The 26,135-nt window shown below is 60.3% G+C and carries 17 protein-coding genes and 2 pseudogenes; 11 read left to right on the top strand and 8 right to left on the bottom strand.

What is annotated here, in order from left to right:
- Window positions 1-396: helix-turn-helix domain-containing protein (locus HMPREF9463_RS00390; RefSeq protein WP_035136556.1), on the bottom strand; the 396-nt coding region annotated here is incomplete at its 3' end.
- A 119-nt stretch (window positions 397-515) separates the two neighbouring features.
- Here HMPREF9463_RS00390 and rlmN point away from each other — a divergent pair.
- The 5 genes and pseudogenes from rlmN to HMPREF9463_RS00405 all read left to right on the top strand — a co-directional run.
- Window positions 516-1,319, top strand: a pseudogene (gene rlmN, locus HMPREF9463_RS10595) (23S rRNA (adenine(2503)-C(2))-methyltransferase RlmN); the annotation flags it as partial.
- Window positions 1,320-1,856: 537 nt separating this feature from the next.
- Window positions 1,857-2,297 carry an RNA polymerase sigma factor gene (locus tag HMPREF9463_RS00395; protein WP_002569188.1) on the top strand — a complete coding sequence of 147 codons (441 nt, stop codon included), beginning with the start codon at window positions 1,857-1,859 and terminating at the stop codon, window positions 2,295-2,297.
- Window positions 2,278-2,355: pseudogene (locus HMPREF9463_RS10605) on the top strand (helix-turn-helix domain-containing protein); the annotation flags it as partial. The gene HMPREF9463_RS00395 and the pseudogene HMPREF9463_RS10605, both read left to right, overlap by 20 nt.
- A 20-nt stretch (window positions 2,356-2,375) precedes the next feature.
- Window positions 2,376-3,110 carry a hypothetical protein gene (locus HMPREF9463_RS00400; RefSeq protein WP_156961411.1) on the top strand — a complete coding sequence of 245 codons (735 nt, stop codon included), beginning with the start codon at window positions 2,376-2,378 and terminating at the stop codon, window positions 3,108-3,110.
- 335 nt (window positions 3,111-3,445) lie between these two features.
- A complete protein-coding gene (locus HMPREF9463_RS00405; protein WP_035136558.1) occupies window positions 3,446-10,027 on the top strand; it encodes a leucine-rich repeat protein in 6,582 nt (2,193 codons plus the stop codon).
- 393 nt (window positions 10,028-10,420) lie between these two features.
- Here the strand turns inward: HMPREF9463_RS00405 and gltA are convergent, their stop codons facing one another.
- The 6 genes from gltA to glmU all read right to left on the bottom strand — a co-directional run bounded on the left by gltA (window position 10,421) and on the right by glmU (window position 18,182).
- Window positions 10,421-11,830: an NADPH-dependent glutamate synthase gene (gene gltA, locus HMPREF9463_RS00410; RefSeq protein WP_006235794.1), complete on the bottom strand. Its 1,410-nt coding sequence runs from the start codon at window positions 11,828-11,830 to the stop codon at window positions 10,421-10,423.
- The gene (locus tag HMPREF9463_RS00415; protein ID WP_035136559.1) at window positions 11,821-12,660 is read right to left on the bottom strand and encodes a sulfide/dihydroorotate dehydrogenase-like FAD/NAD-binding protein; all 840 of its coding nucleotides are present in this window, start codon (window positions 12,658-12,660) and stop codon (window positions 11,821-11,823) included. Before HMPREF9463_RS00415 ends, gltA begins: the two co-directional genes overlap by 10 nt.
- Before the next feature lie 374 nt (window positions 12,661-13,034).
- Window positions 13,035-13,664, bottom strand: coding sequence for an aminoacyl-tRNA hydrolase (gene pth, locus HMPREF9463_RS00420; protein ID WP_198019882.1), 630 nt, complete (start codon window positions 13,662-13,664; stop codon window positions 13,035-13,037).
- A 351-nt stretch (window positions 13,665-14,015) separates the two neighbouring features.
- Window positions 14,016-15,032: an endonuclease domain-containing protein gene (locus HMPREF9463_RS00425; protein ID WP_232219711.1), complete on the bottom strand. Its 1,017-nt coding sequence runs from the start codon at window positions 15,030-15,032 to the stop codon at window positions 14,016-14,018.
- A 557-nt stretch (window positions 15,033-15,589) separates the two neighbouring features.
- Entirely contained in the window at window positions 15,590-16,576 is a 987-nt protein-coding gene (locus HMPREF9463_RS00430; RefSeq protein ID WP_022094252.1) for a ribose-phosphate diphosphokinase, read from the bottom strand.
- A 193-nt stretch (window positions 16,577-16,769) separates the two neighbouring features.
- Window positions 16,770-18,182 (bottom strand): bifunctional UDP-N-acetylglucosamine diphosphorylase/glucosamine-1-phosphate N-acetyltransferase GlmU, encoded by a 1,413-nt coding sequence (glmU, locus tag HMPREF9463_RS00435; RefSeq protein WP_035136561.1) that lies wholly within the window; start codon window positions 18,180-18,182, stop codon window positions 16,770-16,772.
- A 199-nt stretch (window positions 18,183-18,381) separates the two neighbouring features.
- Here glmU and HMPREF9463_RS00440 point away from each other — a divergent pair, with 199 nt between their 5' ends.
- Genes HMPREF9463_RS00440 through HMPREF9463_RS00450 form a run of 3 tightly spaced genes read left to right on the top strand, consistent with a single transcriptional unit; the run spans window position 18,382 to window position 21,630 of the window.
- Window positions 18,382-19,269 (top strand): energy-coupling factor transporter transmembrane component T, encoded by an 888-nt coding sequence (locus HMPREF9463_RS00440; RefSeq protein ID WP_232219712.1) that lies wholly within the window; start codon window positions 18,382-18,384, stop codon window positions 19,267-19,269.
- A gap of 32 nt (window positions 19,270-19,301) precedes the next feature.
- Window positions 19,302-20,912 carry an ABC transporter ATP-binding protein gene (locus tag HMPREF9463_RS00445; RefSeq protein WP_035137110.1) on the top strand — a complete coding sequence of 537 codons (1,611 nt, stop codon included), beginning with the start codon at window positions 19,302-19,304 and terminating at the stop codon, window positions 20,910-20,912.
- A 4-nt stretch (window positions 20,913-20,916) separates the two neighbouring features.
- Window positions 20,917-21,630, top strand: a complete 714-nt coding sequence (locus tag HMPREF9463_RS00450; protein WP_035136563.1) for a DUF6580 family putative transport protein — start codon at window positions 20,917-20,919, stop codon at window positions 21,628-21,630.
- 149 nt (window positions 21,631-21,779) lie between these two features.
- Here the strand turns inward: HMPREF9463_RS00450 and HMPREF9463_RS00455 are convergent, their stop codons facing one another.
- The gene (locus HMPREF9463_RS00455) at window positions 21,780-22,598 is read right to left on the bottom strand and encodes an exodeoxyribonuclease III (protein ID WP_035136564.1); all 819 of its coding nucleotides are present in this window, start codon (window positions 22,596-22,598) and stop codon (window positions 21,780-21,782) included.
- A gap of 136 nt (window positions 22,599-22,734) precedes the next feature.
- Between HMPREF9463_RS00455 and HMPREF9463_RS00460 the strand changes: the two genes are divergently transcribed.
- The 3 genes from HMPREF9463_RS00460 (at window position 22,735) to HMPREF9463_RS00470 (ending at window position 26,027) form a co-directional block, all read left to right on the top strand.
- A complete protein-coding gene (locus HMPREF9463_RS00460; RefSeq protein WP_035136565.1) occupies window positions 22,735-23,487 on the top strand; it encodes an NAD-dependent protein deacylase in 753 nt (250 codons plus the stop codon).
- A 95-nt stretch (window positions 23,488-23,582) separates the two neighbouring features.
- On the top strand, window positions 23,583-25,325 hold the full coding sequence (gene folP / locus HMPREF9463_RS00465; protein WP_035136566.1) for a dihydropteroate synthase: 1,743 nt from the start codon (window positions 23,583-23,585) through the stop codon (window positions 25,323-25,325).
- A complete protein-coding gene (locus tag HMPREF9463_RS00470; protein WP_035136568.1) occupies window positions 25,326-26,027 on the top strand; it encodes a hypothetical protein in 702 nt (233 codons plus the stop codon).
- Window positions 26,028-26,135 lie beyond the last annotated feature (108 nt).

The raw sequence follows: 26,135 nt of genomic DNA on the forward strand, positions 1-26,135 counted from the left end.
TATCCCGCGCCTGGACGAGACGAGGACCGAGTCGGCGCACAGCTGCGCGGCCCGGGCCTCGTAGAAGACGTGGGGGCGGCGCTTGCAGCCGATCGCGCGGTACCGGCCGCAGCCGTTGCAGCATCGCGGCCACGCGGCCAGGCGCGGGCAGGCCGCCGACAGGTCGGCGGAGGCGTCCACGCGCTCGCCGCGCCTGGGCTTCGGCGCCGTCACGAACCTGTGCGACGCCACCTCGGCGCTCACCGTCGAGGGCGACCTGCCCAGCTCCCTCGCGATCTCCCTGCACGAGGCCCCGCGCTCCAGCATCCTCTGGACCGTGTCCCGCTCGTGCCTCGTGAGCCTTCCGTAGGCCCTCGGGACCGCCCTCGCGGAGCCCCTATTCTTCTTTCCGGACATGCCGTCCTCCGATCTCCCGGGGCCGGCCGGTCCGGCCCTCAGGGTATCGGGTTCCCACATTCATCCGCACATGTGCGGATGAATGTGGGAAGTGTTCGGATGAAGTCGATAATCAAGGTACTGAAAAGTATGTTTATGAATTGAAAGATAACAGGTATATTGAAACGGTTTTTATTAAACGGCGAGATGGTGGGACTGTTTGCGTAAGTACGCAAGTTGGTTGTTCTGTTGGCTGTATTTTTTGTGAGTCCGGACGCAATGGTTTTGTTCGTAATCTAACACCGTCTGAAATTGTGCAGCAGGTTGTATTGATACGTCAAAAAGTAAATCGTATCGTTTTTATGGGAATGGGAGAACCTTTATTCAATTACGACAACTTGATTGCAGCAATCCATATTCTTCGAGATAGAAATGGACTTAACTTTCCAACCGACGGCATTACCGTATCAACAGTTGGTCCAGTTAATCAATTAAAAAAATTGCGCGAAGAACATCTAAAAATTCAGTTGACAATATCTTTACATGCAGCAACACAGGCTGCGAGAAACTGTATCATTCCTCATATGCACATGTACGCTATTGAAGATGTTGTTAAGCAAGCATTGTCCTATTCTCAAAGGCATAATCGAAAAGTGGTATTTGCGTATTTGCTTTTACCAGGTATAAATGACCGTTCCTCAGATATAAGGCAACTTGCAAAATGGTTTAAGGGCAAAAATGTTATGATTAACGTGCTGCAATACAACCCGACGAGTAATTAAAAAATTAGAGCACCACAAAAACAAGAAATGGTTGCGTTCAAACATCAATTAGAGCAAACAGGACTTGAAGTTACCATGAGAGTTTCTCATGGTAGAAAGATTAAAGCAGCTTGTGGACAGTTAGCTAATACATATAATAAAGCCAAAAAACAACAGAAATAATTTAATTAAAAGAGCCAGACGCACAGACGCAGAGCCGATAATATGCAGTTTGAAATACTGCTGTTATCGGCTCTTTTTTGATTTTAATTTGTGCCCCTAATAACCATATTGGAGCAAAATCAGAACTGTTGCTTGTCGTTCTTTGATTTCCGCAGCAGCTTTGAAAAATCAAAGCCGCCGTTTCTTTTTATCTTCTAATGAAATGACGCGGTATCACTGTTGAAATCGGCGGCTAAAGGAGGTAGCCGCCATGAAGCAAAAAGCATATCGACAAAATCCGACAGTTATTGACTTATCAAAAAAAGCCCGCCCACCACCGGGGGAAACTACGCTTATATATATGAACTGTCTAATCATCTGGATACTGCTTACAATGCCTATGCGCCCGTCCGGGCTTTTCGGACGGGCGCATTTTGTACGTTCAAAAAATTTTTGAAGAAATTTCAAAAAATCTTCGGCGTTTTTGAAAAACGCCGTATTGCCCCGCGAAAAGGGGGGAAGCACCACCAACTTTCCAACGAGAAAGGAGGTGAGAATGTGGAACCTAATAGCAGGGAGTTTTACAAACAGTGTGCTTTTCAGAAGTTTTGTAATACGGTATTGCACAATGAAGCTTGCGACACCCATAGAGAACTTCGCAGACACAAGGCAAAGGAAGTGACCTTTTCCGACATGACCTTAGACGAAGCGCGGCAGCTTCATACGTTTGATGAATATTTCAAACGTGAAGCCGCCGAAACCGTCTTTGAGAAAGCCGGGAAGAAAATCACGCCAAAGCTGCTTCTTGAAGCAATCCGTACTTTGCCGGAAGAAAAGCGCAAAGCCATATTGCTGTATTACTTCGAGGGAATGAACGATACCGAGATTGCGGAGCTGTTCAACACGTCGAGAAGCACGATACAGTACAGGCGGACAAGCTCTTTTGAGAAATTAAGAAAATATCTGGAGGAAAATGCTGATGAATGGGACGAATGGTAACGAACCCGGCTACCCGGAAAATGCCCTTGTTCCTTATCCTGTCATTGTGGCAGCGACAATGGCGAGCCACTTAACGCCATGAGTGTTCAGAAAGTCGAAAATGGTCTGTTCCTTGCGCCGACTACATCGTTTACCTGCGAAAAGGCTCTTGTGTGGCAAGCAATCGACACGGTCGAGATTAATGGCGCTACCGTCACGTTCAAAGACGGCGATAAGCCGGTGTTCACGGGCGCTACGTCCGATGACACTCGTTATTGGTATCAGTGCGAGTTCTGGAATTCTGAGGATGGCGCTGGAGTGAACTCGGCATGGTTCTGGGATCAAAATATCGAGAACCACATTGATACGTTTGAGGCTGGGAAGACCTACAGCTACGGTTTTTATCTCAAGTCGCATGAGGGTTTCTACTTTACTCGTGACACTAGGGTCACAATTAACGGCAAGACTTATGGCTACTGGTGGAACGAATCCGATGCGGAGAATCTCGATAGAGACGGTAAGACGACCACCATGTGGGTCTATACCAATCTTACGATGACGCCTGAAGCAATGCCGACGCCGACGCCGGACCCCAAGCCGACGCCCGAGCCCGAGACCAAGCCCGAGACCAAGCCGGGTCAGGCGCCAACGACCGCCACGATTACTACGACCGTCTCGACCACCAAGACTCCGGCCGTCAAGCCCGCTGCCAAGACCAGCGATGCCACCCTCGCCGCAACGGGTGACAGCACCGGACTTGTCGCCGCGGCCATGAGCCTCGCCGGCGCCATCGCAGCAGCCATCGGCATCGCCTCAAAGCGCCGCGAGAACTAGGTTTCGGCGGAGGCCCTCGTTTCCACCTCAGCAAAATCTCGATCTGTAACACCTAGCCAGCAGAAACGGCTCTATCTGTTACAGATTTAGATGAACCGGCGCGTGGCCAACATAACGTCTCGATCTGTAACACCAGGCGGGGAATTTGACCTCTAACTGTTACAGATCGAGACAAACTGGCCGGCCAAGTCCAGAACCGCCACAAAGGTGCCTGTCCCCTTTGCGGTGGTTTACGCAGGTAGAACGGTAGGTTCGTATATATGAACCTACCGTTCGCTTTGTTTTTGGACGACGATTACGCTGGATGACTTTTGGTTTGCAGGAAAGGAACGACCATGAGGTGGACTACTGTTCGAGCGCTTTGCCGCCGCCTGACCGTTGCCGCGGTGACCCTCACCATGGTGACGGGCTCGTTGCCTGTGGGCGCGTTTGCTGAGGCCCTCAACACCGACGGCACTTTTGTGCAGACGGATAACGGCCAAGCGGACGACGCCGCTTCCGCCGACCCCGCGCCCGATGCCGGCGCTGCCGACCCCACAGCGCTCGAGGCCGGTGACACCCCTACGCCCCCGGCCTCCGAGATTGCATCGGCGGCGGGCCTGACGGGCGCCGGACAGACCGAGAGCACACCCGCGGGTACGCTTGCCACCGATCTTGTCGAGGGCAAGGAGCTCGCCGAGCAGCAAAAGCAAGAGGAGGCTTCCGGCACCGAGGCGACCCGGAACGAGGAACTTGAACTCTGGGCAACCTCGAAGGGCGCCACGGGCGTAAAGGACGAATACGACGATGGCTACGTGGCCGGCAAGCAGACCCCCGCGCAGTACTACTTCTCGATTGATAGCCTCACCAACGAAATTTCTATCGAGTATGGCGACGCGGGCATTACCACGTTGGAGGTGCCCTCGACCATCGACGGCAAGCATGTCGTAAGCCTTACGGGTATGGGAAACGCTGCGCTCACATCAATTACGTTTGCCCCCGATTCGCATATCCGCTCTGTGGGCGGTTTGGGCGGCAGCAGCATCAAGGAAATCGCACTGCCCGATTCGGTTGAGGAGTTGAGCTGGAATGCGTTTACCGGAAGCAAGACACTTCAGACGGTGACCTGGCCCAACAACGCGGCCTTTACCACGATTCCCGAGCAGGCCTTTGAGGGCTGCGAACAGCTTGACGACAATGTGGTGGCAACGCTGCCGCCTTCGGTTAAGACTATCGACTATCGTGCTTTCGCCAATTGCGGCGTGCCGCAGTTCTATGTCTCGGACGCAACGGTACTCACCTTTACGCAGATCAACGTGCCGGGCACGATGGAGCGGATTGAGCGCTATGCCTTTGATGGGTGCTCGCATGTGTCGTCGGTGACGATCGGCGACGGCGTCAAATATATCGGAGCGCACGCGTTCGCCTCTCTTGATCCTGCGATTGCCGGCAAAGAGATTGTGCTACCCAAAAGCGTGGAAATGATAGAGTGGGGAGCTTTTGAGAACACGAGATACGGAAACGAGACGAACCATAATGCCGTTGCCCTGCGTGTGATGAACCCCGATCTTCAGTTTGGTGAGGCGGGCTATCCGGGCGACTATAATGAGCGCGTGACAATCGATGGCGTAACGTATGCGATTCCCTTTAGTGAAGGCCAGACCATCTATGCCTATGCGATCGATTCGGCTGGCAACCCCTCGATGGTCAAAAAGCTTGCCGATGCCGTGGCCGATCGCAAGGACTCCGTCGATTCCTCGAAGCCTGCCTACACGTTTGAGTGGATGGGCGAGGCGGCCCAGGTGACGGGCAAACTTCCCCAGAGCGCGACGGCTACACTCGTGCAGGCGGGGCAGTCCACGCCGCTGGCGGTTGGCGATGACGGCTCCGTTGCTGCCAACGTCCTCTCCAAGACGGCAGCAACGCTGCGCATTTCGCTCAGCGGTTACTATGACATGGTGCTGGCGCGCCCGGGCGACCAGATGACGGGCACATGGAATATCGGAGAGATTAAGGCGGAGGACCTTACCAAGATTCCGGCTTCGCGCGCGATTGAGCTCAACGTGGGCTATCTTGAACCGATTGTGGGCCAGGATAAGACCGAACGCATTGAGCTCGATAGTCTCGATAACATCGATCTGACGGTGAAGAACGGCGGCAAGACGCTTAAGCCTGCCAAGGGTGACAAGGAAAACGACTTCCGTATCCAGGGCACAGCGCTCGTGGTGTCGCAGGCCATTGCCGACGCGGACCAGGATCTGGAGATAACGCTCGAGCCCAAAGACAGCCTCAAGCTGGGTGGGACGACGGCGACGGTGAAGCCCTCGGCCGGCAAGGTCGATATCGACTTGAAGCCCTGGGGCACGGCGACGGTCGCGACCAAGGGCGACTACCAGGGCGCTAACCGCGTGCTGGTGTTCCGTACGTCCGACGGCAAGCTGGTCGCCGACGGCGTCACCTATCTGATGGGTTACGAAGACGATGGCACCACGCCTATCATGAAGGCCGAGACGCCGCGCCTTAAGGCCGGTTCGTACACCATCGTCGCCTTTAACAAGACGAGCTACGACATCCAAGCGACGAGCTATTCCACGTTTAGCCGCCTAGGGCTGACCGTGGGTAAGCATATCGCGCAAAAGCAGGTGAAGATTGAGGACGGCAAACAGCTCGACGTGACGCTCGACGTCCCCACGTTTGACGTGGAGACGTATCGTGCCGAGCGCGGGCTGACGGCGGGCTCGGTTATCGCTGATTCGTCCGCGGTCGTTGGCGCGGAGACCGAGCTGCGCATTCATTACGAGCTCAAGGACAGCCAGGCTGCCAAGATTGAGATTCCTCTGGCCAAGGATGCCGTCGAGGATGTGTCCGCAGGCGCTCGCGAAGCCGGCGCCAGCTCCGATGCCATGTGGGCTGCCACAACTTGGGAGGGCGACAACCTCGTTCTCGATATGAAGAAGAGTGCGGGCGCCGATGTGTTTGTGCGCTTTAAGCCTAAGGCCGCGGGCATCTATGCCGTCTCGCCGCTTATTACGCTGGGCGAGGTGACATTGCCGCTGGGAAGCACCACACTCGAGGTTAGCGGATCGCGCATCGAGGTCGACAACACCGACGTTCACAGCCTGCTGGGCAATGTGGCCTACGTTTATGCAGCGCCGGGCAAGAGCGTGCAGCTCACCGTGGGGACGGGCTCGTCGGCTGCAAAGTACACCGGCAAGACCAATAAACTCGGCCGTGCCAAGATTGAATACGAACTGCCGCAGGATACGCTTGCCGCCGAGCGTGTGACGCTCGAAGCGCGCGTGGGCTCGACCGATGTCGCCGCCGCTGCCGCAGAGGTGACGGCTCGCAATTATGTGCGCTATGTTCCGGGCGCTTCGGTCTGGAACTTTGATGTGACGTATCGTGGCGGTACGCAAAACTTGGTCAAGGACGGCAAGGACACCGGCAAGAGCCTGTGGACCTTCCATCATCTGCCACAAAAGAAGAACGCCTACTGGACCTTTGACATCACGCTCGAGGTGGGAAACGAAGAGGCCGCCGACACGCTCGACCTGTACGTGGACTGCGTGGATGGCAAGACGGTGACGATTCCTCTGACTCAAAAGTCGCGCGAGGGCACCCGCGTGCGCTATGCGGCGGAGTATGTGGACGAGGGTTACCTTAAGCTGCTTAATGAGTTTAACAAGGCGAATGACTCGACCTATGTGAACTGCGGCAACTTTGAGCAAATCTTTATGCCGCAGACCTACCGCATCTCCAATGCTCAGCTTATGACCATGCTGAGTTTTGACGCCAACGCTTCGGCCAAAAAGCATTCCGCCGCGGCCGAGGAGCGCCAGCAGGAGTTCTCGAATGCCGTGCAGCAGTGGCACGAGTATATGATGGATAACTCGTTTAATGATGTCGACGAGGCCTTTAACGACGCGATTGACCAGATGGTCGCCGATGCGTTTGCCGAGGAGGACAAGGACGGTAAAGAGGACGAAGCCAAAGGTGGAGCTGCCCGTAAGGCTCGTCGCGCCCCTGCCGCCAGCGACGGCGAGGGTGATGGTACTGGCAACGACGAGGCCGCGCAGTTTGCGGCTGAGCTCAAGGCCGCGGTCGGCGGGTCGTCGGCGCTGCTGACCCAGCAGGGCGACAGCTATGGCGTCAATGTGGACAAGATGATCTTTGAGGATGCTTACGGCACCAGCGAGGATTGGTATCAGGAACTCGCGGCGGCCCAGGGCGCGAACGCTGCGGATGCGGCCGCCATCAAGGAGCTCGTCGACCATGCATCGCGAGCGGAGTTTATTGCCCAGCAGGCCGAGGATCTGGTGGGCCAGTCGATGGGTATCGGCCAGCTCAACCAATATGGAAGCTGGAATGACGCAACCGCTGCGGCGCTCAACAAGTGTGCGGGCATTAAGGCCAGCGAGTACAACGGCCAGTCGACGAGCGGGTTTAACGATTTGGGCCAGGCGCTCGGCAGCTCACTGAGCTACAAGGCGGCTGACGACGATACCGTCAAGGGCTTTAAGGTCGCCGCGCCCGATGGCGAGCAGACGGCCTATATCGAGTCGGAGTTTATCGAGAACTCCAATAACAACAAGAACCAGGCGCTTCTGTTTAACTCGATCGCCATGCAGTGTGACATTCTGGACAATCTGTACGATAACTGGAATGTGGTCCATAGCCTCAATAACTCTACGATTCGCGGCTGGCTTATGGCTTGGAAGCGTAACGGCGACGTGAGCGCCCATATGAAGCTCATCCGCACGATTCGTTCGCTCAAGAGCTATAAGATCGAGTGCGAGATGTTCGGACAGGTCTTTAAGACCGATGCGTGGAAGGCGGCCGGCCAGGCGTTTCCCGCGGCGACCCAGGGCATCGGCATCTTTACCGGCATTTACGGCGTGAACGATGCCAGCAAGAACTGGGAGAACGTGAACGTCCGTATGCAGAAGGTGAAGGGCGAGCGCGAGGGCTATGAGCTTCAGCATACGCGCCTGCTTGCCAAGCCCGAGAAGACCGAGGACGACTGGAAGTGCATTTACGCGCTGCGCGACGCCATGGAGAAGGCGCGTGCGTTTGAGGATCTGCTGCATCGCCAGCTCTGCCACGACAGCACCGATGTGGCGGTGGGCTCCATTATGACAATCGCCGGCGTGCTGACGGCCGGTTCGGCGGGTACCGTGGTGGGCGCTGCCTATGACGCGGCTTCGACCAGCGTAGGTTCGGAGCGCGCGATTAAGCTGACCAATGCCGAATGCGCCTACGATGTTGCCTGCGAGCAGGTGGAGCGCGCATGCCAGAATCGTATTACGGTCAACTGGGGCGAGCTGACCGATTCCGAGGTCTACAAGGCCAACAAAGACGGCTTGATCTCGGACGAGAAGATGCAGTCGATCTTCGAGGCGCGTTATCGCAATGTGGCTGCCAAGGCTGCACCCGACCCTGCGGGCGTGGTGTACGAGGGCCTGCTGTCCAATACGGTTGAAGGCGCGACGGTTGAGCTGTGGAGCGCCGACGATGCGGCCGGTACCAATGCAGTGCGTTGGGATGCCGAGGAGTATGAGCAGGACAATCCGCTTGCAACGGGTGCGGACGGTGCATACAACTGGAATACGCCGACCGGCTGGTATCAGGTGCGCGTGACCAAGGACGGGTATGAGGAGGCGCGTTCGGCTTGGCTGCGCGTGCCGCCGATTCAGACTGAGGTGAACATTGGCTTGGCGTCGACGGCGGCACCCGAGGTGGCTTCGGCCCATGCCTATACCGATTGCATCGAGGTTGAGTTTGCGCAGTATATGGATGCGAGCGACGATGCCCTGGTCGCATTGTGCGCGCAGGGCTTGGGCGACGTGACGTATACGTGGCTCGACAAGCAGGACGATCCCAATGGCAAGCCGCTGTCGCGCGTGCTGCGTATTCGCTATGCCGATGCGCGTGAGGCGGGCTCGACGGTGGCGTTTGAGCTCGACGGTGCTCGCAACTACGCCGGCACGGCCATGGCGCGCTGGGCAAGTGGCGAGCTTGTCGTGGGCGTTCGTGCCGACAAGCTCAAGCTCAACGTGGAGCAGGCCGTGACCATGCTTGATGGCAGTGACTTTGAGCTGGTGGCGCACGTGACCGATAAGGCGGGCAAGCCGTTTGCGGGCGCAAAGGTTAGTGTTGGGCTGGAGTCCTCGGCTATCTGCTCTGTCGATGCCACCCAGGCCGTGACGGGCGAGGACGGCGCGGCGACGTTTGTGCTGCATGGTGCTCTGCCCGGTTTGACGACGTTGACGGCGGCGGTGGACGGCACGGCACTGTCCAAGCAGGTCGACGTTCGCGTGTCTGCCGAGGCCGTGCGACCGGCGCGACCGGTGGCGACGATTGGTGCGACGACGTTTGGTGCATGGTCGCCCAAGGAGAACTACATTACGGTGCCCAAGGGCGCGAAGCTAGAGCTTTCGGCCGAGGATGGCACGACGATTTGGTACACCACCAACGACACCTGCCCCTGCCGTGACGAAGGCCGCGTAAAGTACACCGAGCCTATTGCGCTCGATAGCAACATGTATGTGCGCATTGCGGCACAGCGCCCTGGCATGTCGTACAGCGAGTATTCCGAGCGTCTGAACATTACGATTACGGTGACCGATGAGCCGGCGCCTGAGCCGACGCCCGATCCCGGTCTGAAGCCGGAGCCTGAGCCGACGCCTGACGGCGGCGAGCAGGGTGGCGGTACGGATGGCTCTGGTGGCGCCGGGGTCCCTGCGGGCAGTTCGACTTCGACGACGACCACGGTGACGACGAACAAGTCCAAGGGTAAGGGCAAGAACGGCAAGAAGTCCGGTGGCACGGAGCTTGCCGGCACGGGTGACTCCGCCGCGATGACGGTCGCTGCCCTGGGCATCGCCGGTGCAACCGTTGCCGCAGCCGGCATCGCCGCGACCAAGCGCCGCAAGCATTAGAGCTGGGTGACGGCTCTCGTTCTCGGCCTCAGTAAAATCTCGATCTGTAACACCAAACTGCCCAAAACGCCTCTAGATGTTACAGATTGAGATGAACCGAATGGCCGCCAATCTAATGTCTCGATCTGTAACACCAAGCGGGGAATTTGACCTCTAACTGTTACAGATTGAGACAAAGCGGGGGCGGCTGGCACAATATCTCGATCTGCAACAACTACAAGGCTCAACGGGCTCCAGGTGTTACAGATTGAGACAAAACGAGCAAGCAAGTCCCAAACCACCACAAAGGTGCCTGTCCCCATCGTGGTGGTTGGGCGGCCGGCATAGAAAAAGTCCCCGCCGGGCGTGTGCTCGACGGGGACTTTGCCGTTTGATGGCTAGCGCTGTAGGTGATTACTCGCCCAGCAGGCTCTTGGTGATGGAGGCAGCGGCCTTCTTGCCGGCGCCCATCGCTAGAATGACCGTAGCGGCACCGGTGACGATGTCGCCGCCGGCCCAGATGCGGGGATCGGTGGTCTGGCCGGTCTCCTCGTCGGCGACGATGTAGCCCCACTTGTTGAGCTCCATCTTGCCGCCGATCTTCTTTGCGAAGGGGTTGGCGTTGGTACCGATAGCCGAGATCGCGACGTCGCAAGGAATCTCCTCGATGGCGCCCTCGATGGGCACCGGGCGACGACGGCCGGACTCGTCGGGCTCGCCGAGTTCCATCTTCTGGACCTTGACGGCGCACACGGAGCCGTCCTCGCCAGCGACAAACTCGAGCGGGGAGACGAGCGGCAGAACCTCGACGCCCTCGGCCTTAGCATGGTGCAGCTCGGCGCGACGGCAGGGCATCTCGTCCTCGGTACGACGGTAGGCGATGATAGCGTGCTCGGCGCCCAGACGCTTGGCGGTACGGACGGCGTCCATAGCCACGTTGCCGCCACCAAAGACGACGACGTTCTTGCCGTGCTTGGTGGGGGTGTCGTACTCGGGGAACTTGTTGGCCTTCATCAGGTTCACGCGGGTGAGGTACTCGTTCGCGAAGAAGACGTTGGGCAGGTTCTCGCCGGGGACGTTGAGGAACTTGGGCAGGCCAGCGCCGGTCGCCACATAGATGGCGTCGAAGCCCTGCTCGAACAGCTCCTCGGCCGTGGCCATGTTGCCCACGACGGAGTTGTACTCAAACTTGACGCCCATGTCCTCCAGGCCGTCAATCTCGCGCTTGACGACTGCCTTGGGCAGACGGAACTCGGGGATGCCGTAGACCAGCACGCCGCCGCCGGTGAAGAAGGCCTCAAAGACGGTGACGTCAAAGCCGTTGCGGGCGAGCTCGCCGGCGCAGGTGATGCCGGACGGGCCGGATCCGACGACGGCGACCTTCTTGCCGTTCTTGGGGGCCATCTTGGGCGTGGAGGCGAGCTCGGGGCGGTCACCCAGGAAGCGCTCGAGCTGGCCGATGGCCACGGGCTCGGACTTCTTACCACGGATGCACTTGCCCTCGCACTGGTTCTCCTGCGGGCAGACGCGGCCGCAGATAGCGGGAAGCATGGAGTCCTCGCGGATGGTATCGAGAGCGCCGCCGAAGTCCTTCTCGCGGATCTGCTCGATAAAGCGGGGGATGTTGATGTTGACGGGGCAGCCCTCAACACAGAACGGCTTCTTGCAGTTGAGGCAGCGCTCGGCCTCGGCCAGCGCCATCTCCTCGGTGAAGCCCTTGTCGACGGGGCGGAAGTCGCAGGCGCGCTCGGCAGCCGGCTCCTCGTTATCGGGGGTGCGGGGCGACTTCATATCGGCAACGAAACGACCGTTAACTAGTGGCATGCGCAGCTCTTTTCCTCATAGGCCTTGAGGGACTCGCCCTCTTCGGAACGGTAAGCGGCCTGGCGGGCACGAAGGTCATCCCAGTCGACCAGGGTGGCATCGAAGTCGGGGCCGTCGACGCAAGCGAACTTGGTCACGCCGCCCACCTCGACGCGGCAGCAGCCGCACATGCCGGTGCCGTCAACCATGATGGGGTTGAGGGACGCGGTGATGGGGGTGTCGTACTTCTGGGCGGTGAGGGTCGAGAACTTCATCATCGGAACGGGGCCGACGCAGAAGACCTGGCTCACGGTCTTGTCCTGCAGCAGGCGCTCCAGCGGAGCGGTGACAACGCCCTGCTCGCCGTAGGAGCCGTCGTCGGTGGTGATATGGATGTGGTCCTCGTCGAGGAGCTCGCGGAACTGGTCCTCCATGAGCAGGAGGTCCTTGGTGCGGGCGCCCATGATGGCGTGCACCTCGTGGCCGGTCTCGACCAGGTGCTTAGCGACCGGGAAGGCAATTGCCAGGCCGACGCCGCCGCCAATGACGGCGCAGGGGCCCTCGGCCATCTCGGTGGGAACGCCCAGCGGGCCCACGACGTCGCGCAGCGACTCGCCGGCCTCGTAGGTGGACAGCATCTCGGTGGTCTTGCCGATCACCATGAAGATGAACTCGACCCAGCCCTCGTCACCGTTCCAGCCGGCCAGGGTAAACGGGACACGCTCGCCCGTCTCGTTGGCGCGAACCATGAGGAACTGTCCAGCGTGCGCATGTTTGGCGATTGCAGGCGCCTCGATGCGGAACTTGAACACCTTCTCCGAGAACTGCGTCTTCTCCAGGATCTTATACATAGAACCCCTCTCTTGTTAGGGCCGCCGAACCGTGCCTCCACGGAAATGGACGGTAGCCCGAATAAAACCGTACGCGCACAGGCGTTGTGCAGACATACGGTGCAAATTATACCCTCATGGACATGTCACTTACGTGTGTCTTCGGCGGTTGGGAGCAGGGTTTATCCACTTTGGCCTACCAAAGGGGGAGAGGTTTATTTTGGTCGGTTTTATCAGGTAAAACGGCAAATGGGGCCGGCCTCGGGTTGTGATGAGGCCGGCCCCCATTGGAGCGCTGCATATGTATGGCGGCACAGGGTTTATTGCGGTGCGGCCGCTGCGGTGTTTCCGCATACAGAACCTGCCAAAATAAACCTGTCCCTAAATAGTAGGTTCTAGTGCTTGCCGTTGGCGGAAGCGGCGCCGTTTACGTGATCGCGGGCGTAGATTACGCCGTGGACGATGGCCAGACCGGCGGCATCTGCGGCGCGGGCGCAGGTGTCCTGGAAATCCTCGGCCTCGCGGGCGCGCAGCTGCTTAAGAACGTAGTCGGCGACGGCCATCTTGCCGGGAGGGTTGCCGATGCCGGTGCGGATGCGGCTGAAGTCGCGGCTGCCCATCTTGTCGATGATGGAGCGCAGGCCGTTGTGACCGGCATGGCCTCCGCCCACCTTGACGCGTACGTCACCGGCGGGAATGTCGAGCTCGTCGTGGATGACGAGCAGCTCCTCGGTCTTGATCTTGTACTCGCGGCAGAGCTTGGAGATGGGCCCGCCCGAGGTGTTCATGTACGACTGCGGCTTGACCAGCACAATCTGGCGCTTGCCACCCTCTTCCTCAGCATCGTTGATATTGATGAGCGCGACCTCGGCGCCTGCTTGGTTTTTCCAGTACGTGACGCCGGCCTGACGGGCCAGCTCGTCGATTGCCTTAAAGCCGGCGTTGTGGCGGGTCTCGGCATATTCCTCGCCAGGGTTGCCAAGCCCGGCAACCATGCGAATCTTAAGCGGCTGTGCAGCTGCCATGTTCATCCTTTCGTTGATTTGTCGCCTGCTATGGTGAGCGACCCTGTTGCCGCTGTCAAATGGAGGGCAATTGAGGGCGTTTAGGGGCGTTTGGACGGCCGTCGAAATCAGAGGTGGACAGTTAGTTCAGATACGTATAAGTTCTGAGGACTCGAAGTGCTCAATTCAATGCCGATACGTTGTTTCGGAGCTTTAGTTAGTCCATATGGCGCTGTTTTGAAGTCTATCCTGCCTTCAAATAGGGCGAATGGTATAGAGATAGCTGCAAAACAGCCTAATTCAATGTGTCCATTTATACGTATTTGAACTAACTGTCCAGTCCTGTTCGGCGGCGCGCGGGTGATTCGCCGTTTAGACCGGCGCAAGGCCGATTCCGGCCCGCAGAGCGTTGAGCCAAGCGGCCTGACGCTTGCGATAGCCCTTGATACGGTATCGGAATCGGACTCCCGCGAGTCGATGCATCGTTTGGGCGAAGGCTTCGAGTGCAACAAGGTCTTTCATTTGGTCGCGATTGATAACCAGGACGTGGATGCCCATTGCCTTGAGGCCATTATTTCGATTGCCATCGTGGATGCGAGCGTTTTGAAGCTCATGCCCAATTCCGTTGTATTCGTTGTCGACTCCGGCTGCCGGGCAATATAGGTCGCAGATGGCATAGGGGATGCCCGAGGACATGTTGACCGCAAGAGTGTCGAAGTCGATTCGATAGTTGAGCACCAGGCCTCCCATGGGCAGACTGCAACATCCGAATCCTCCAAAGCGCATGGGCGCTCCGAGAACGGCAAACATTAGGGATTCGGCTGGGGATGCAGATCCGGGTCGGGCAAGTTTGACTGCCGTGCGAAACGAGGTGTATGAGCTACTTTTGGCGAAGCGTGCAACCGCCTCAAGCTCTTCGATAGTTGTGGCGGGCTCGCATTTGTAGTGTGCCTGTTCATAGCGGGTTTCGTTCTGTTGCTCGACCACCGACTGGTTACCCAAGCAATCAAGATCGCCCGTCGCTGCGCAGCCATCGCCCTTGGGCCAGATGTCGTCATGGGCAATGGGGTATGTTGCCCCGGGAGGAAGGGAGTAGGTTCCGAGCAGTTCCATGAGAAGCATCAAGGTTTTGGCGACTGATTCATTTTTGGAACAAAGCATGGCTGTCACGGCAGGAGACGTTGCGTAGATGTCGGCCTCGACGTGCATAATTGCACCTTCAGGAAGCGGAGCGGTGAGAATATGCTGAAGAAGCCGCTTGTCGGGGCGTCTGTTGTCTTCGTCTGAAACGAGAAGATCGAGTAGTTCGGAATCATCTTCATTCCAGGCATCGAGTATCGAAAGTGCGCCAAAGTCTATCGCGTCATTATTGGGAATGCAGCTAGCCAAGGCCTGTGCTTGCTGTCCACTATCAACGGAGTCCCAGGGTAGGGCAGAGTACGCCCGTCGTGCGCGACGAATTGCGCGGAGGGCGGAGAAATGTGAAATCACGGTCGTCATAGCTATAACGTACTAAGTTGGCGGCAGAATGCGACCCCCATACCGTTCTTTTCGCTCAGCGGGGCGCTGCGCGCCATGAACGGCTGGGTGTTATGAAATCGGTGGAATCGGTTGAGGGGATTGCAGGAAATTGAGCTCTGCCGCGAAGGTTGACGATAGCTACTGGACGGTTAATTCAGATACGTATAAGGCGGCGGGCGTTCGAGGCGTGTCTAAGGCCCTTGAGGGCGATTTGAGGGTAAATATGCAGCGGTTGTACTCGAGAACGATGAGATTTGGACGGCATGGCATCCGCTGGGGAGCTCAGAAGGCTCCGAACGGTCCTTTGGAGCTTTAAAAAAATACGTATCTGAACTAATTGTCCAGGGAAGGTTGGCGAGGGATAGAAAAAGGGTCGGAAGCTCGCTTCCGACCCTTTAAAAGCATCAAAGATGATGCGCGGCAGGCTACAGCGCGAAGTCGCCGCCGACGAGCGTGGAGACGGGCTCCTCGTGGTAAACGGCGGAGATGGCCTGAGCGAACTCCTCGGCGACCGAGATGGTCTTGATCTTGCCACCGACCTCGACGGGAATGGCGTCGGTGACGAGGCACTCGACGATCGGGGCGTCGTTCAGACGCTCGATGGCCGGACCGGAGAAGATGCCGTGGGTGGCGCAGACGTAGATGTCGCCAGCGCCCATAGCCTTGAGCTCCTTGACGTTGGCGCACAGGGTACCAGCGGTGTCGATCATGTCGTCGTTGATGATGCAGGTCTTGCCCTTGATGTCACCGATGATGCCCATGACCTCGGCGGCGTTGTGGCGCGGACGGCCCTTGTGGGCGATGGCCAGGTCGCAGCCGAGCATGTCGGACAGCTTCTTGGCGGCCTTGGCGCGACCCACGTCGGGGGAGACGACAACCAGGTTGTCGGTGTCGAAGTGCATGTCGTTGTAGTACTGGCCAAACAGCGGCAGCGCGGACAGGTGGTTAACCGGGATATCGAAGAAGCCCTGGATCTGGCCCTGGTGCAGGTCGAGGGTGATGATGCGGTTGACGCCGGCGCGCTCGAGCAGGTTGGCGACGAGGCGGGCGGTGATGGGCTCACGCGGGCCGGCCTTGCGGTCCTGGCGGGCATAGCCGTAGTGGGTGATAACGGCAGTGATGGAGCGGGCGGATGCGCGCTTGGCAGCGTCGGTGGCGATGAGCAGCTCCATGAGCATGTCGTTGACGTTGCCGCCGGCCACGGACTGAATCAGGAAGACGTCGGCGCCGCGGACGGTCTCGTCGTAGCGGGCGTAAATCTCACCATTGGCGAACTGCTTTAGCGTAAGGCCCGAAAGCTCGACCCCAAGGTACTCAGCAATCTTCTGAGCGAGGGGACGGTTGGAGGAACCGGAATACACGCGGATGGACTTGCGCATATTCTCCGACTTCTCGGGATCATTAATCGGCATTACCCTTCTCCTTTATATATCGAATGCCATATAGATGCCTTTTTGCATTGTAACCGCGCAACGGGGTTTATCGAGTCTTGATAACGTCTTTACCGTCAACGGACACGAACCGACCACTCATCCGGTTGCGCAGGTCACGATAGAAAAAGGAGCCGCCCCCATGGGAACAGCTCCTTAGATACTTGGTAAAACGTTATACCTCGTCGTCCTCGTGCAGACGGCGGCGATAATCGGCGGCCCAGCCCTCAATGTTTACCTGACGGGCGCGGCCCAGGCCAAGTGCGTCGGCCGGGACCGGCTCGGTGATGACGGAGCCGGCGGCCACGAGCGCGCCGTCGCCGATCTGGGCGGGCGCGACCATCATGGTGTCGGAACCGATGAAGGCGTCCTTGCCGATGACGGTCTTGTGCTTGTGCACGCCGTCGTAGTTGCAGGTGATGGAGCCTGCGCCCACGTTGACGCCGGAGCCCATGGTAGTGTCGCCGATGTAGGACAGGTGCGGCACCTTGGAGCCCTCGCCGATCGTGGACTTCTTGATCTCCACGTGCGTGCCGGCCTTGGAGCCGTCGAGCATGTGGGTGCCCGGGCGCAGGTAGGCGCGCGGGCCGCAGTCGACGCCGTTCTCGATGACGGCCTCGATGGCGATGGTCTCATCGATGGTGCAGCCGCTGCCGACGGTGGTGTCGGTGAGGCGGCTGTTGGGGCCGAGCTGGCACTCCTCGCCCACGGTGACGTGGCCGATCAGGTGCGTCTGCGGCCACACGACGGTGTCACGGCCGATAACAGCGTCGGGGCCGATCCAGGCCTGCGTGGGATCGATGAACGTGACGCCCTCGGCCATCCAGTGCTCGTTGATGCGGTCGCGCGCGATGGCGGTGAGCTGCGCGAGCTGAATGCGGCTGTTGACGCCCAGGCCGTCGCGGTAGTCATCGCAGTGGAAGATGGAGACCGCCTGGCCGTGACCCTTGAGGATTTCGAGCATGTCGGGCAGGTAGTACTCGGACTGCGCGTTGTCGTTGCCGATCTCGTTAATGTGGGCGGCGAGCTGCGCGCCGTCAAAGGCGTAGCAGCCGGCGTTGCACTCGAGCAACGTGGCGGCCTGCTCGGGCGTGCAGTCCTTCTGCTCGATGATACGCTCGATCTGACCATCGGCGCCCAGCTTGATGCGGCCGTAGCCGAAGGGGTCGGGCGGGGTCATGGTCATGACGGTGCAGGCGAGCTCGCCGGTGGCGACGGTTTGCGCGAACTTGGCGACGGTGTCGGCGGTGATGAGCGGCAGGTCGCCGTTGAGCACCACGACGGGGCCTTGCGCGATGCCGCAGGCCTCGAGCGCGACCTTCACGGCGTGGCCGGTGCCCAGGCGCTCGGTCTGCTCGACGCACTCGACCTTAGTAGCGCTGTTGGCATAGGCGCCGTCGATGAGGGCGCGCATCTCGTCGGCGTGGCTGCCGATGACGACCACGACGCGGCTGCAGCCGGCCTTGATGGTGGCGTCGACGATCCACTGGACCATGGGCTTGCCCAGGATCTTGTGCGAAACCTTGCAGTGGTTCGACTTCATGCGGGTGCCCTCGCCGGCAGCGAGGATAATTGCGGTTGCGTCCATGTGATCTCCTGTTACGTTATAGAGACGTGTGTTTGGAAACGATACACGGCGCAATATGATACCGCAGGCATATGTTGAGCGCGTAGCGATTGGTTTGCGGCGGTTGAGGCTTGCGCCGCCGGCGTGGCGTTTGCGCTGCTTGCGTGCGGCGTTGGCGGTGCTGCGGAGCTGTCGTTTGAGCGAGGGGACGGGGGTGCCCGTGGACAACATACAAGAGGAGTTTGGCGGCGAGCCCGTCGCGGCATTCTCGATGTCGCACCCGGCGGTGCCTGCGCTCTACATGGCGCTGACGCTGGGGCTCACCATGTTCTCGATGCAGCCGGTGCTGATCGCGCTGTCGCTCGCGGGCGGGCTGGCATACGGCTTTGCGACCCGCGGGGCTGCTCGCACGCTGAGCGCGCTTCGCTGGCAGCTGCCGGTGATTTTGATTATCGCGCTGGTGAATCCGCTGTTTAGCGCCTCGGGCTCGACGGAGGTGTTCCGCATCGGCATGCGCGCAGTGTATTTGGAGAGCATGGTATACGGTCTGTGTATGGGCGGGCTGTTTGTGGCGAGCGTGCTGTGGTTTGAGGCTACGGCGTCGATGCTCGAATACGATAAGGTGCTCGCGTTGCTGGGCAACGCCGCACCGGTGCTCGCGCTCATGATCTCGATGTGCATGCGGCTTATCCCGCAGTTTTTGCGCCGCGGCCGCACGGTGCTGGCGGTACAGAATGCGATCGATGTTCCGGGGCGCGCTCCGGCCGACCCCGTGCGCTCGCGCTTACGGGCCTCGAGCGTGCTGATGGGCTGGGGCATGGAGGATTCACTGGAGCGCGCCGACGCCATGCGCTCGCGCGGATGGGGTGCCGCGACACGTCGTACGACGTATGCGCGGTATCGGTTGGGGCGCGGCGATGTTGCCGCGCTGGTGGGGCTTGCGCTGTTTGGCATGGCCACGACGGCAGTGGCGTGGACTGCGACGATGCAGTATTCGTTTTACCCGCAACTATCGGTGCCGGCGCCGTGGTTGGGCTATGTCGTGTACGCTGCCTGGATGATGCTGCCTTGCGCGTCGCACGCGATTGATGAGAAGAGGTTTGGCTGATGGCTCGGTTGGATAGGAGCTCGGCGGCGGGTGTGGCATATGGCTCGGCCGCGCCGGCGATTGAGGTGCGGAGCCTGAGCTTTGCCTACCCCGATGCTGATGCTGCGGTGCTCGAGGGGCTCGACTGGTCTGTTCCCCAAGGTGCATTTGCGCTGCTTGTTGGCGGTACCGGATCGGGTAAGTCGACGCTGCTGTCGCTGCTCAAGCCCGAGATCGCTCCGGCGGGCGAGCGCACTGGCGAACTGAGCGTGCTGGGCGAGAACGTTGCCGACATGGACGTACGGGCATCGGCGGAGCGCGTGGGCTATGTGTTCCAGGATCCCGAGAACCAGATCGTGTGCGAAACCGTGTGGCACGAGATGGCGTTTGGCCTGGAAAACTTGGGGCTAGCACGTGATGAGATGCGCCGCCGTGTTGCCGAGACCAGCTATTTCTTTGGTCTGGAGGACTGGCTTCATCGCGATACCGATACGCTTTCGGGTGGCCGCAAGCAGCTGCTGTCGCTTGCCGCCGTTCTGGCGCTGCGCCCGCACGTGCTGCTGCTCGACGAGCCCACGTCTCAGCTCGATCCCGTTGCCGAGAAGAATTTCCTGCACGCGCTGTTTCGTGTGAATCGCGAGCTGGGCTGCACGGTTGTTGTGGCGACGCATCAGCCGCACCCAATGCTCGAATACGCGACGTGTGCGTACCGGATTGAGGATGGCCGCGTGCACGAGGCGGCGGATATGGCATCTTTGGGACGCCGAGAATCGCTGTTTTCCGATGACACGTTGGGGTGGGGTGCCATCCGATGTACAAAAAACGGAGTATTCAGCAGGCGTGAGGACAGTTTGGGCTCTCTGGAGCCGCCCGGGGACGTATCGAGCGCGAAAAAAAGTTCAGAATTGGACAAATCGTCCGAATTTGTGGCGCAAACGTCGCTCGAGAACGGCTTGGAAGCCTTCTCGCGCACGGATGGAAGCAGAATACTCCAAAAAATGCACGTTGGGTCGGCTACCACCCTGTCGGAAGGTTGGTTTCGCTACGATCGAGCGTCCGGCTGGGTGTTGCGTGGGCTCGATGCGTCGTTTTCGGCCGGTGCAGTGCATGCGGTTGTTGGCGGTAACGGCTGCGGCAAGTCGACGATGCTCTCGGTGCTGGCGAAGACCGCCAAGCTGCAGCGCGGCCGCATGGTGCGCGGAGCGGCCTCGGCGGCGCTGCTGCCTCAGAACCCCAAAGCATTGCTGGTTGCCGAGACGGTTCGCGATGAGCTGATGGAATGGGCCTCGACCTGCGGATATGACGAGAACTTGGCGCGGGAGCGTGCGGCGAGCTTGGGGTTGTCGGGTCTGGATGGACGCCATCCGTACGATCTTTCGGGCGGGCAGCGTCAACTGCTTGCATTGGCAAAACTGCTGCTAATCGGCCCCGAACTGCTATTGCTCGATGAGCCCACCAAGGGTCTAGACCTGTTCAGCCGCCGCATCATCGCCCGCGCCCTGCGTGACCATGCGAAGGCTGGCGGCACCGTCATCATGGCTACGCACGATTTGGACTTTGCCGAGCAGGTAGCCGACGACGTCGCCATGATGTTTGACGGCGAGATTGCCTGCATGGAGCCGCCGGCCGACTTCTTTGCCGACAACGTGTTCTATAGGGCGTGATAGGATGACGGACTGTCGTTTCTCGCGTTTGCTTGCAAAACTGGAGATCCCGCTGTTGTTGGCAGTGCCGGCGGTGATGGCTGCGGCGTTACTGTCGGGTGTTGAGCAGGCGGCGCTCGCCATGCTTGTCGTGGTGGCGCTGGTGCTTGCGCTGTTCTTTGCAGGCTACGAGGCGTCGCGACCAGGCCTGCGCCAGATTATGCCCACGCTGGTGCTGGCGGCGCTGGCGGCGGCGGGGCGCATCCTGTTTGGGCCCATTCCTGACTTTAAACCGGTGAGCGCCATCGCCATTATCGCGGGGGCGACGCTTGGTCGCCGCAATGGTTTTATGGTTGGCGCGCTGGCGGCGCTGACCAGCAATTTCTTTTTTGGACAGGGCATGTGGACGCCGTGGCAGATGTATGCCTGGGGGCTCGTGGGATACGTTGGCGGTGTGCTGGCGTATGCGGGTGCGTTCGACCGCGCCGACGGCACCGTGCGCATGCCAGCGCTGCTGGCGTACGGCTTTGCGTCGGGCCTGCTCTATGGCGTCGTGATCAACGCGTATGACATCATTGGTTTTGTACAGCCGCTTACTTGGGCGGGTGCCGCGGCGCGTCTTGCCACGGCAGTGCCGTTCGATATTACGCACGGCCTTGCGACCTGCGTGTTTTTGGCCGCCTTGTACAAGCCTTGGTGTCGCCGCATTAACCGTGTCGTCGTGAAATACGGGCTGTAGGACATTTCGCGTTCCCTCACGAACTTGCGGTGGAATAGTTCTCGTTTTTGGCTATTTGCTGCCCAAACAGGAACTATTCCACCGCAACTTATAGGGGGAGAGGGGTCACATGATCTGTTTTCCTCTGTCCCCCAGGAAATTACTTGGGGCTAGAGCTCTAGCGTGAGGGTGACGGGGCAGTGGTCGCTGCCGAAGATATCGCCACGGATACCGGTGTCGCGAACGTTGGCGGCGATCGAATCGCTTACCAGAAAGTAATCGATGCGCCAGCCTGCGTTGTTCTTACGGGCATTAAAGCGGTAGCTCCACCAGCTGTAGACGCCCTCGACGTCGGGGTTTGCCGCGCGCCAGGTATCGGTAAACCCGCCGTTGAGCAGCTCGGTAAACTTGCCGCGCTCCTCGTCCGAAAAGCCTGCGTTGCCGCGGTTGGACTTGGGGTTCTTAAGGTCGATCTCCTCGTGCGCCACGTTAAAGTCGCCGCAAGTTACGACGGGTTTGCCGGTCTCGCACTCGAGCGCGTTCAAAAAGCCGCGGTAGGCATCGTCCCAGGCCATGCGCACGTCGATGCGGGCGAGTTCGTTTTGCGCGTTGGGAGTGTAGACATCCACAAACCAGAACTTGTCGAACTCCAGCGCGCAGACGCGGCCCTCGGTCGCGGCTTGGGCGACGAGTTCGGCCGCCTCGCCCTCGCCGGCGTAGGGTAACAGCGCGTCGGCGTGCAGCACGCGCAGCGGTTCCTGGCGGCTAAAGACCGCAGTGCCCGAATAGCCTTTACGCTCGGCGTAGCTCCAGGTTTGGCGATAGCCGGGCAGGTCAATATCAACCTGGCCTTCTTGCAGCTTGGTCTCTTGCAACGCCAGGATATCGACGTCGAGTTCTTGCGCGATCTGGATAAAGCTCGGGTCCTTTTTGAGCACGGCGCGCAGGCCGTTAACGTTCCACGAGGCAAAGGTGTAAGTCTGAGGCATGGTGTCCTTTCGACGGGGTTGGCAGGCTTAAGATTAGCGCAACAGGGGCGGGGTGGGATCCGCGCATGCTGACTTAAAGGCCGCATGCTGGGACGTCGCTCAACGCTGCCCGACTAACTAAGGACGGAGGACTCATATGACGCAGGCAATATCGGACCCCAGGCAGGCCTCCGCCGCGCTGGCGGATCTGTTTGACACCCACAAGCGCGTGGTCTTCTTTGGCGGCGCTGGTGTTTCCACGGCAAGTGGCATTCCCGATTTCCGCAGCGTGGACGGCCTGTATCACCAGCAGTTTGCCTATCCGCCCGAGACCATGCTGTCGCATAGCTTTTACGAGGCGCATCCTGCGGAGTTCTTCGACTTTTACCGCACCAAGATGATCGCGCTTAACGCTAAACCCAACCGCTGCCACACCAAGCTGGCCGAGCTGGAGCGCGCCGGCAAGCTCGACGCCGTGGTGACGCAAAATATCGACGGCCTGCATCAGATGGCCGGCTCACAGCGAGTGTTTGAGCTGCACGGATCGGTCCATCGCAACATTTGCCAGTCGTGCGGCGCGGTCTATAGCGCCGAGTGGATTTGCTCGCGCGAGCACGAGGATGCCGCGGGCGTGCCTGCGTGCCCCGCGTGCGGTGGCCGCATCAAGCCCGATGTAGTGCTCTACGAAGAGCAGCTCCATGAGCATGTGTTGACCGGTGCCGTTGCCGCCATCGCCGCGGCCGATGCCCTCATTGTGGGCGGGACCTCGCTCGTGGTGTATCCGGCGGCGGGCCTTACGCGTTACTTTACCGGCGATACGCTGGCCATTTGCAATCTTGCTCCCACCGATCAGGATGCAAATGCCGACCTGCTGATTTCTTGCGACATCGCGGCCGCGTTTGCGTTCTAGCCCGCGCGCGCGGATACAATAGAAAGACTGAGTGCAAAGCGACCCCGCCGCCAGCTCCCCAAGCTCGGCGGCGTGGGCATTTTAGGAGGATGTTCATGGCGAACGACAGCAAGACATGGCGGTGCGGAAAGTATGAGCTCAGCTTTGACCGTCCGCGCATCATGGGCGTCCTCAACGTGACGCCCGATTCGTTTAGCGACGGCGGGGAGCACTTCGACCCCGATGCCGCCATCGAGTACGGCCTGGCGATGCTCGATGCCGGCGCCGACATCATCGACGTGGGCGGTGAGTCCACGCGCCCTGGTTTTACCCCGGTCAACCCCGACGAGGAAGCTCGCCGCGTGCTGCCCGTGGTGCGCGCGCTGGCCAAGGAGGGCGCCATTGTCTCGATCGACACGCGTCATGTGGCGGTTGCCAAGGCGGCCGTGCGCTGCGGCGCCTCGATCGTCAACGACGTGACGGGCTTCACCGATCCCAAGATGGTCGAGTTTGTTAAGACGAGTACCTGCGGCGTCATCGTGATGCATGCCGGCGAGGTCGCCGCGCCCACCCGCACGCACGCAACGGTGCAGCTCGATACCTCGGCAGCGGCGTTTGTTGCCGAGAAGGCGCGCGAGGCGGCTGCCGAGGCCGCGCGTGAGGCCGAGAAGCCGGCTCGCCGCCGTCGCGGCAAGCTGCTGGGCGATCCTAAGCCGGAGGCCAAGCTTCCGGGCGGCGTGGTGCAGCCCTCGTTGCCGTTTGGCAAACCGGAGCCCACGTCCGAGCCTGCAAGCGAGCAGGAGACGCCGGCCGCCGAGCAGGCTGCTGCCGCCGAGACCGTCGCGCCCGCGCCCGAGGCCGCGCCCGCAGCCACCGAGGCCGCATCGGAGTCCAATGACCGTCTGGCCGCCATGATGCGCCGCAGCGCCCGCCGCGAGGAAGCCTACGTGCCCACCTCGCAGCTCCGCCGCTTCACCCTGCCCGATTCGGCGCCCATCATGCGCCGCGTCATGGGCTTTCTGTCCGACCAGGCCCGCACACTCATCCATGCCGGCGTGTCGCGCGACCGCATCTGCATCGATCCTGGCCCGGGCTTTGGTAAGTCGGCTAACGAGGACATCGTCATCCAGCGCGAGACTGCCAAGATGGCGTCACTGGGCTATCCGCTCATGTGCGCCGTGTCGCGCAAGCGCTTTGTGGGCGCCGTCTCGGGCGTGACCGAGGCCGCCGAGCGCGATGCCGCTACGTTTGGCGTGTGCCTGGGCGCCATCCAGGCCGGTGCCAACATCGTGCGCGTGCACGACGCCGCGGGTTTTGCGCAGTTCCTGAACGGCTACTGGGCGGTTGCCAAGCCGCAGCCGCGCCGCGCGTTTGTGGCCGTGGGCTCCAACCTGGGGCATCGCTGCGACAACATTCGCGCCGCACGCGAGATGATCGCCGAGATTCCACTCACCTGCGTGTCCAACTCCTCCAAGATCTACGAGAGCGAGCCTGCCTACGAGACGCGCCAGGACGCGTTTGCCAACGCCGTCATCGAGATCAAGACCGAGCTGGCGCCGTTGGTGCTGCTCGACGAGCTTATGAAGATCGAGGCTGAGCTGGGGCGCGACCGCTCCAAAAAGGCCAAGGCCAACGGCCCGCGCACCATCGACCTGGACCTGCTGTGGATGGACGGCGAGACCCACGGCGGCAAAAAGCTGCGCCTGCCGCATCCGCTGATCGGCGAGCGCGATTTTGTGCTGGTGCCGCTCGAGGACTTGATGCACGATCCGGCGCGGTTCTTCCGCTACAACGGCGTCGAGGTCAAGGAGCCCGAGGACCGCGTGGGCCATATCGTGGGCGAATTGGGGCGTATGTAGATGATCGAGATGAATGCTGTTGTTGCCGGTACCGAGCTTGACGCCGCGCGCGACGCGGGCCGCGAGGGTGCGTCCGCGGGCTGGTGCGCTTGGAGCGCGGGCGATGCTTCGCTGACGTTTTCGCTGGTCGTGCGTCCGGATGTGAATATGCACGCCTTCCACGGCCTGCCGTTTGTGGCCGCAATGGGTATGATGGACGCGCTCGCGGGCACGGCCGCAACGCCGGGCCTGGGGCTTGCCGGCAAAGTGGGCATCCAGTGGCCGAGTGACATCGTGTGCGGCGCGCCCGCGTTTGAGACGTCGCTCGCGCGCGTCGCCGTCAACGGCGGTGCCGGTGCTGCGGGCATGTTCGGTGCCGTGACGGTGGATATTGAGCGTTCGGCGTTGAGCGAGCTCGGTGTGGGTGTGGCTGACGAAGCGCTGGTCGAGGCGCTGGCCGCCGCCGTGTTGACCCGCGTGGACGCCTGGGCGGTTGTTGCCAACACGCCACAGGGTGCTGCCGGTCCGCTGGCCCCCGTGCTGGGCGAGTACTTCGACATGGTGCCGCTGCTCGGTCGCCAAGTTGCGGCGGTGTCGCCCAACGGCTTGCCGCTTGCGGTCGGTGTGTTTGCGGGCCTGGATATCTGGGGTCGTGCGACTATCAAGACCGATGCCGGCGAGCAGGAGTTTCCGCCCGAGGCCGTACGAATTCGCGGACTGTAACGCGTGGCGCCCGCGCTCAAAGATAACGATGACAACAAGACCCTTCTCGGCCTGTGCCGGGGAGGGTTTCGCCTGTCTGGGGAATGGGCTTGGCGAACGTTTGCGGGG

Origin of the sequence: Collinsella sp. 4_8_47FAA, assembly GCF_000763055.1 — a bacterium.
Taxonomy (GTDB): domain Bacteria; phylum Actinomycetota; class Coriobacteriia; order Coriobacteriales; family Coriobacteriaceae; genus Collinsella.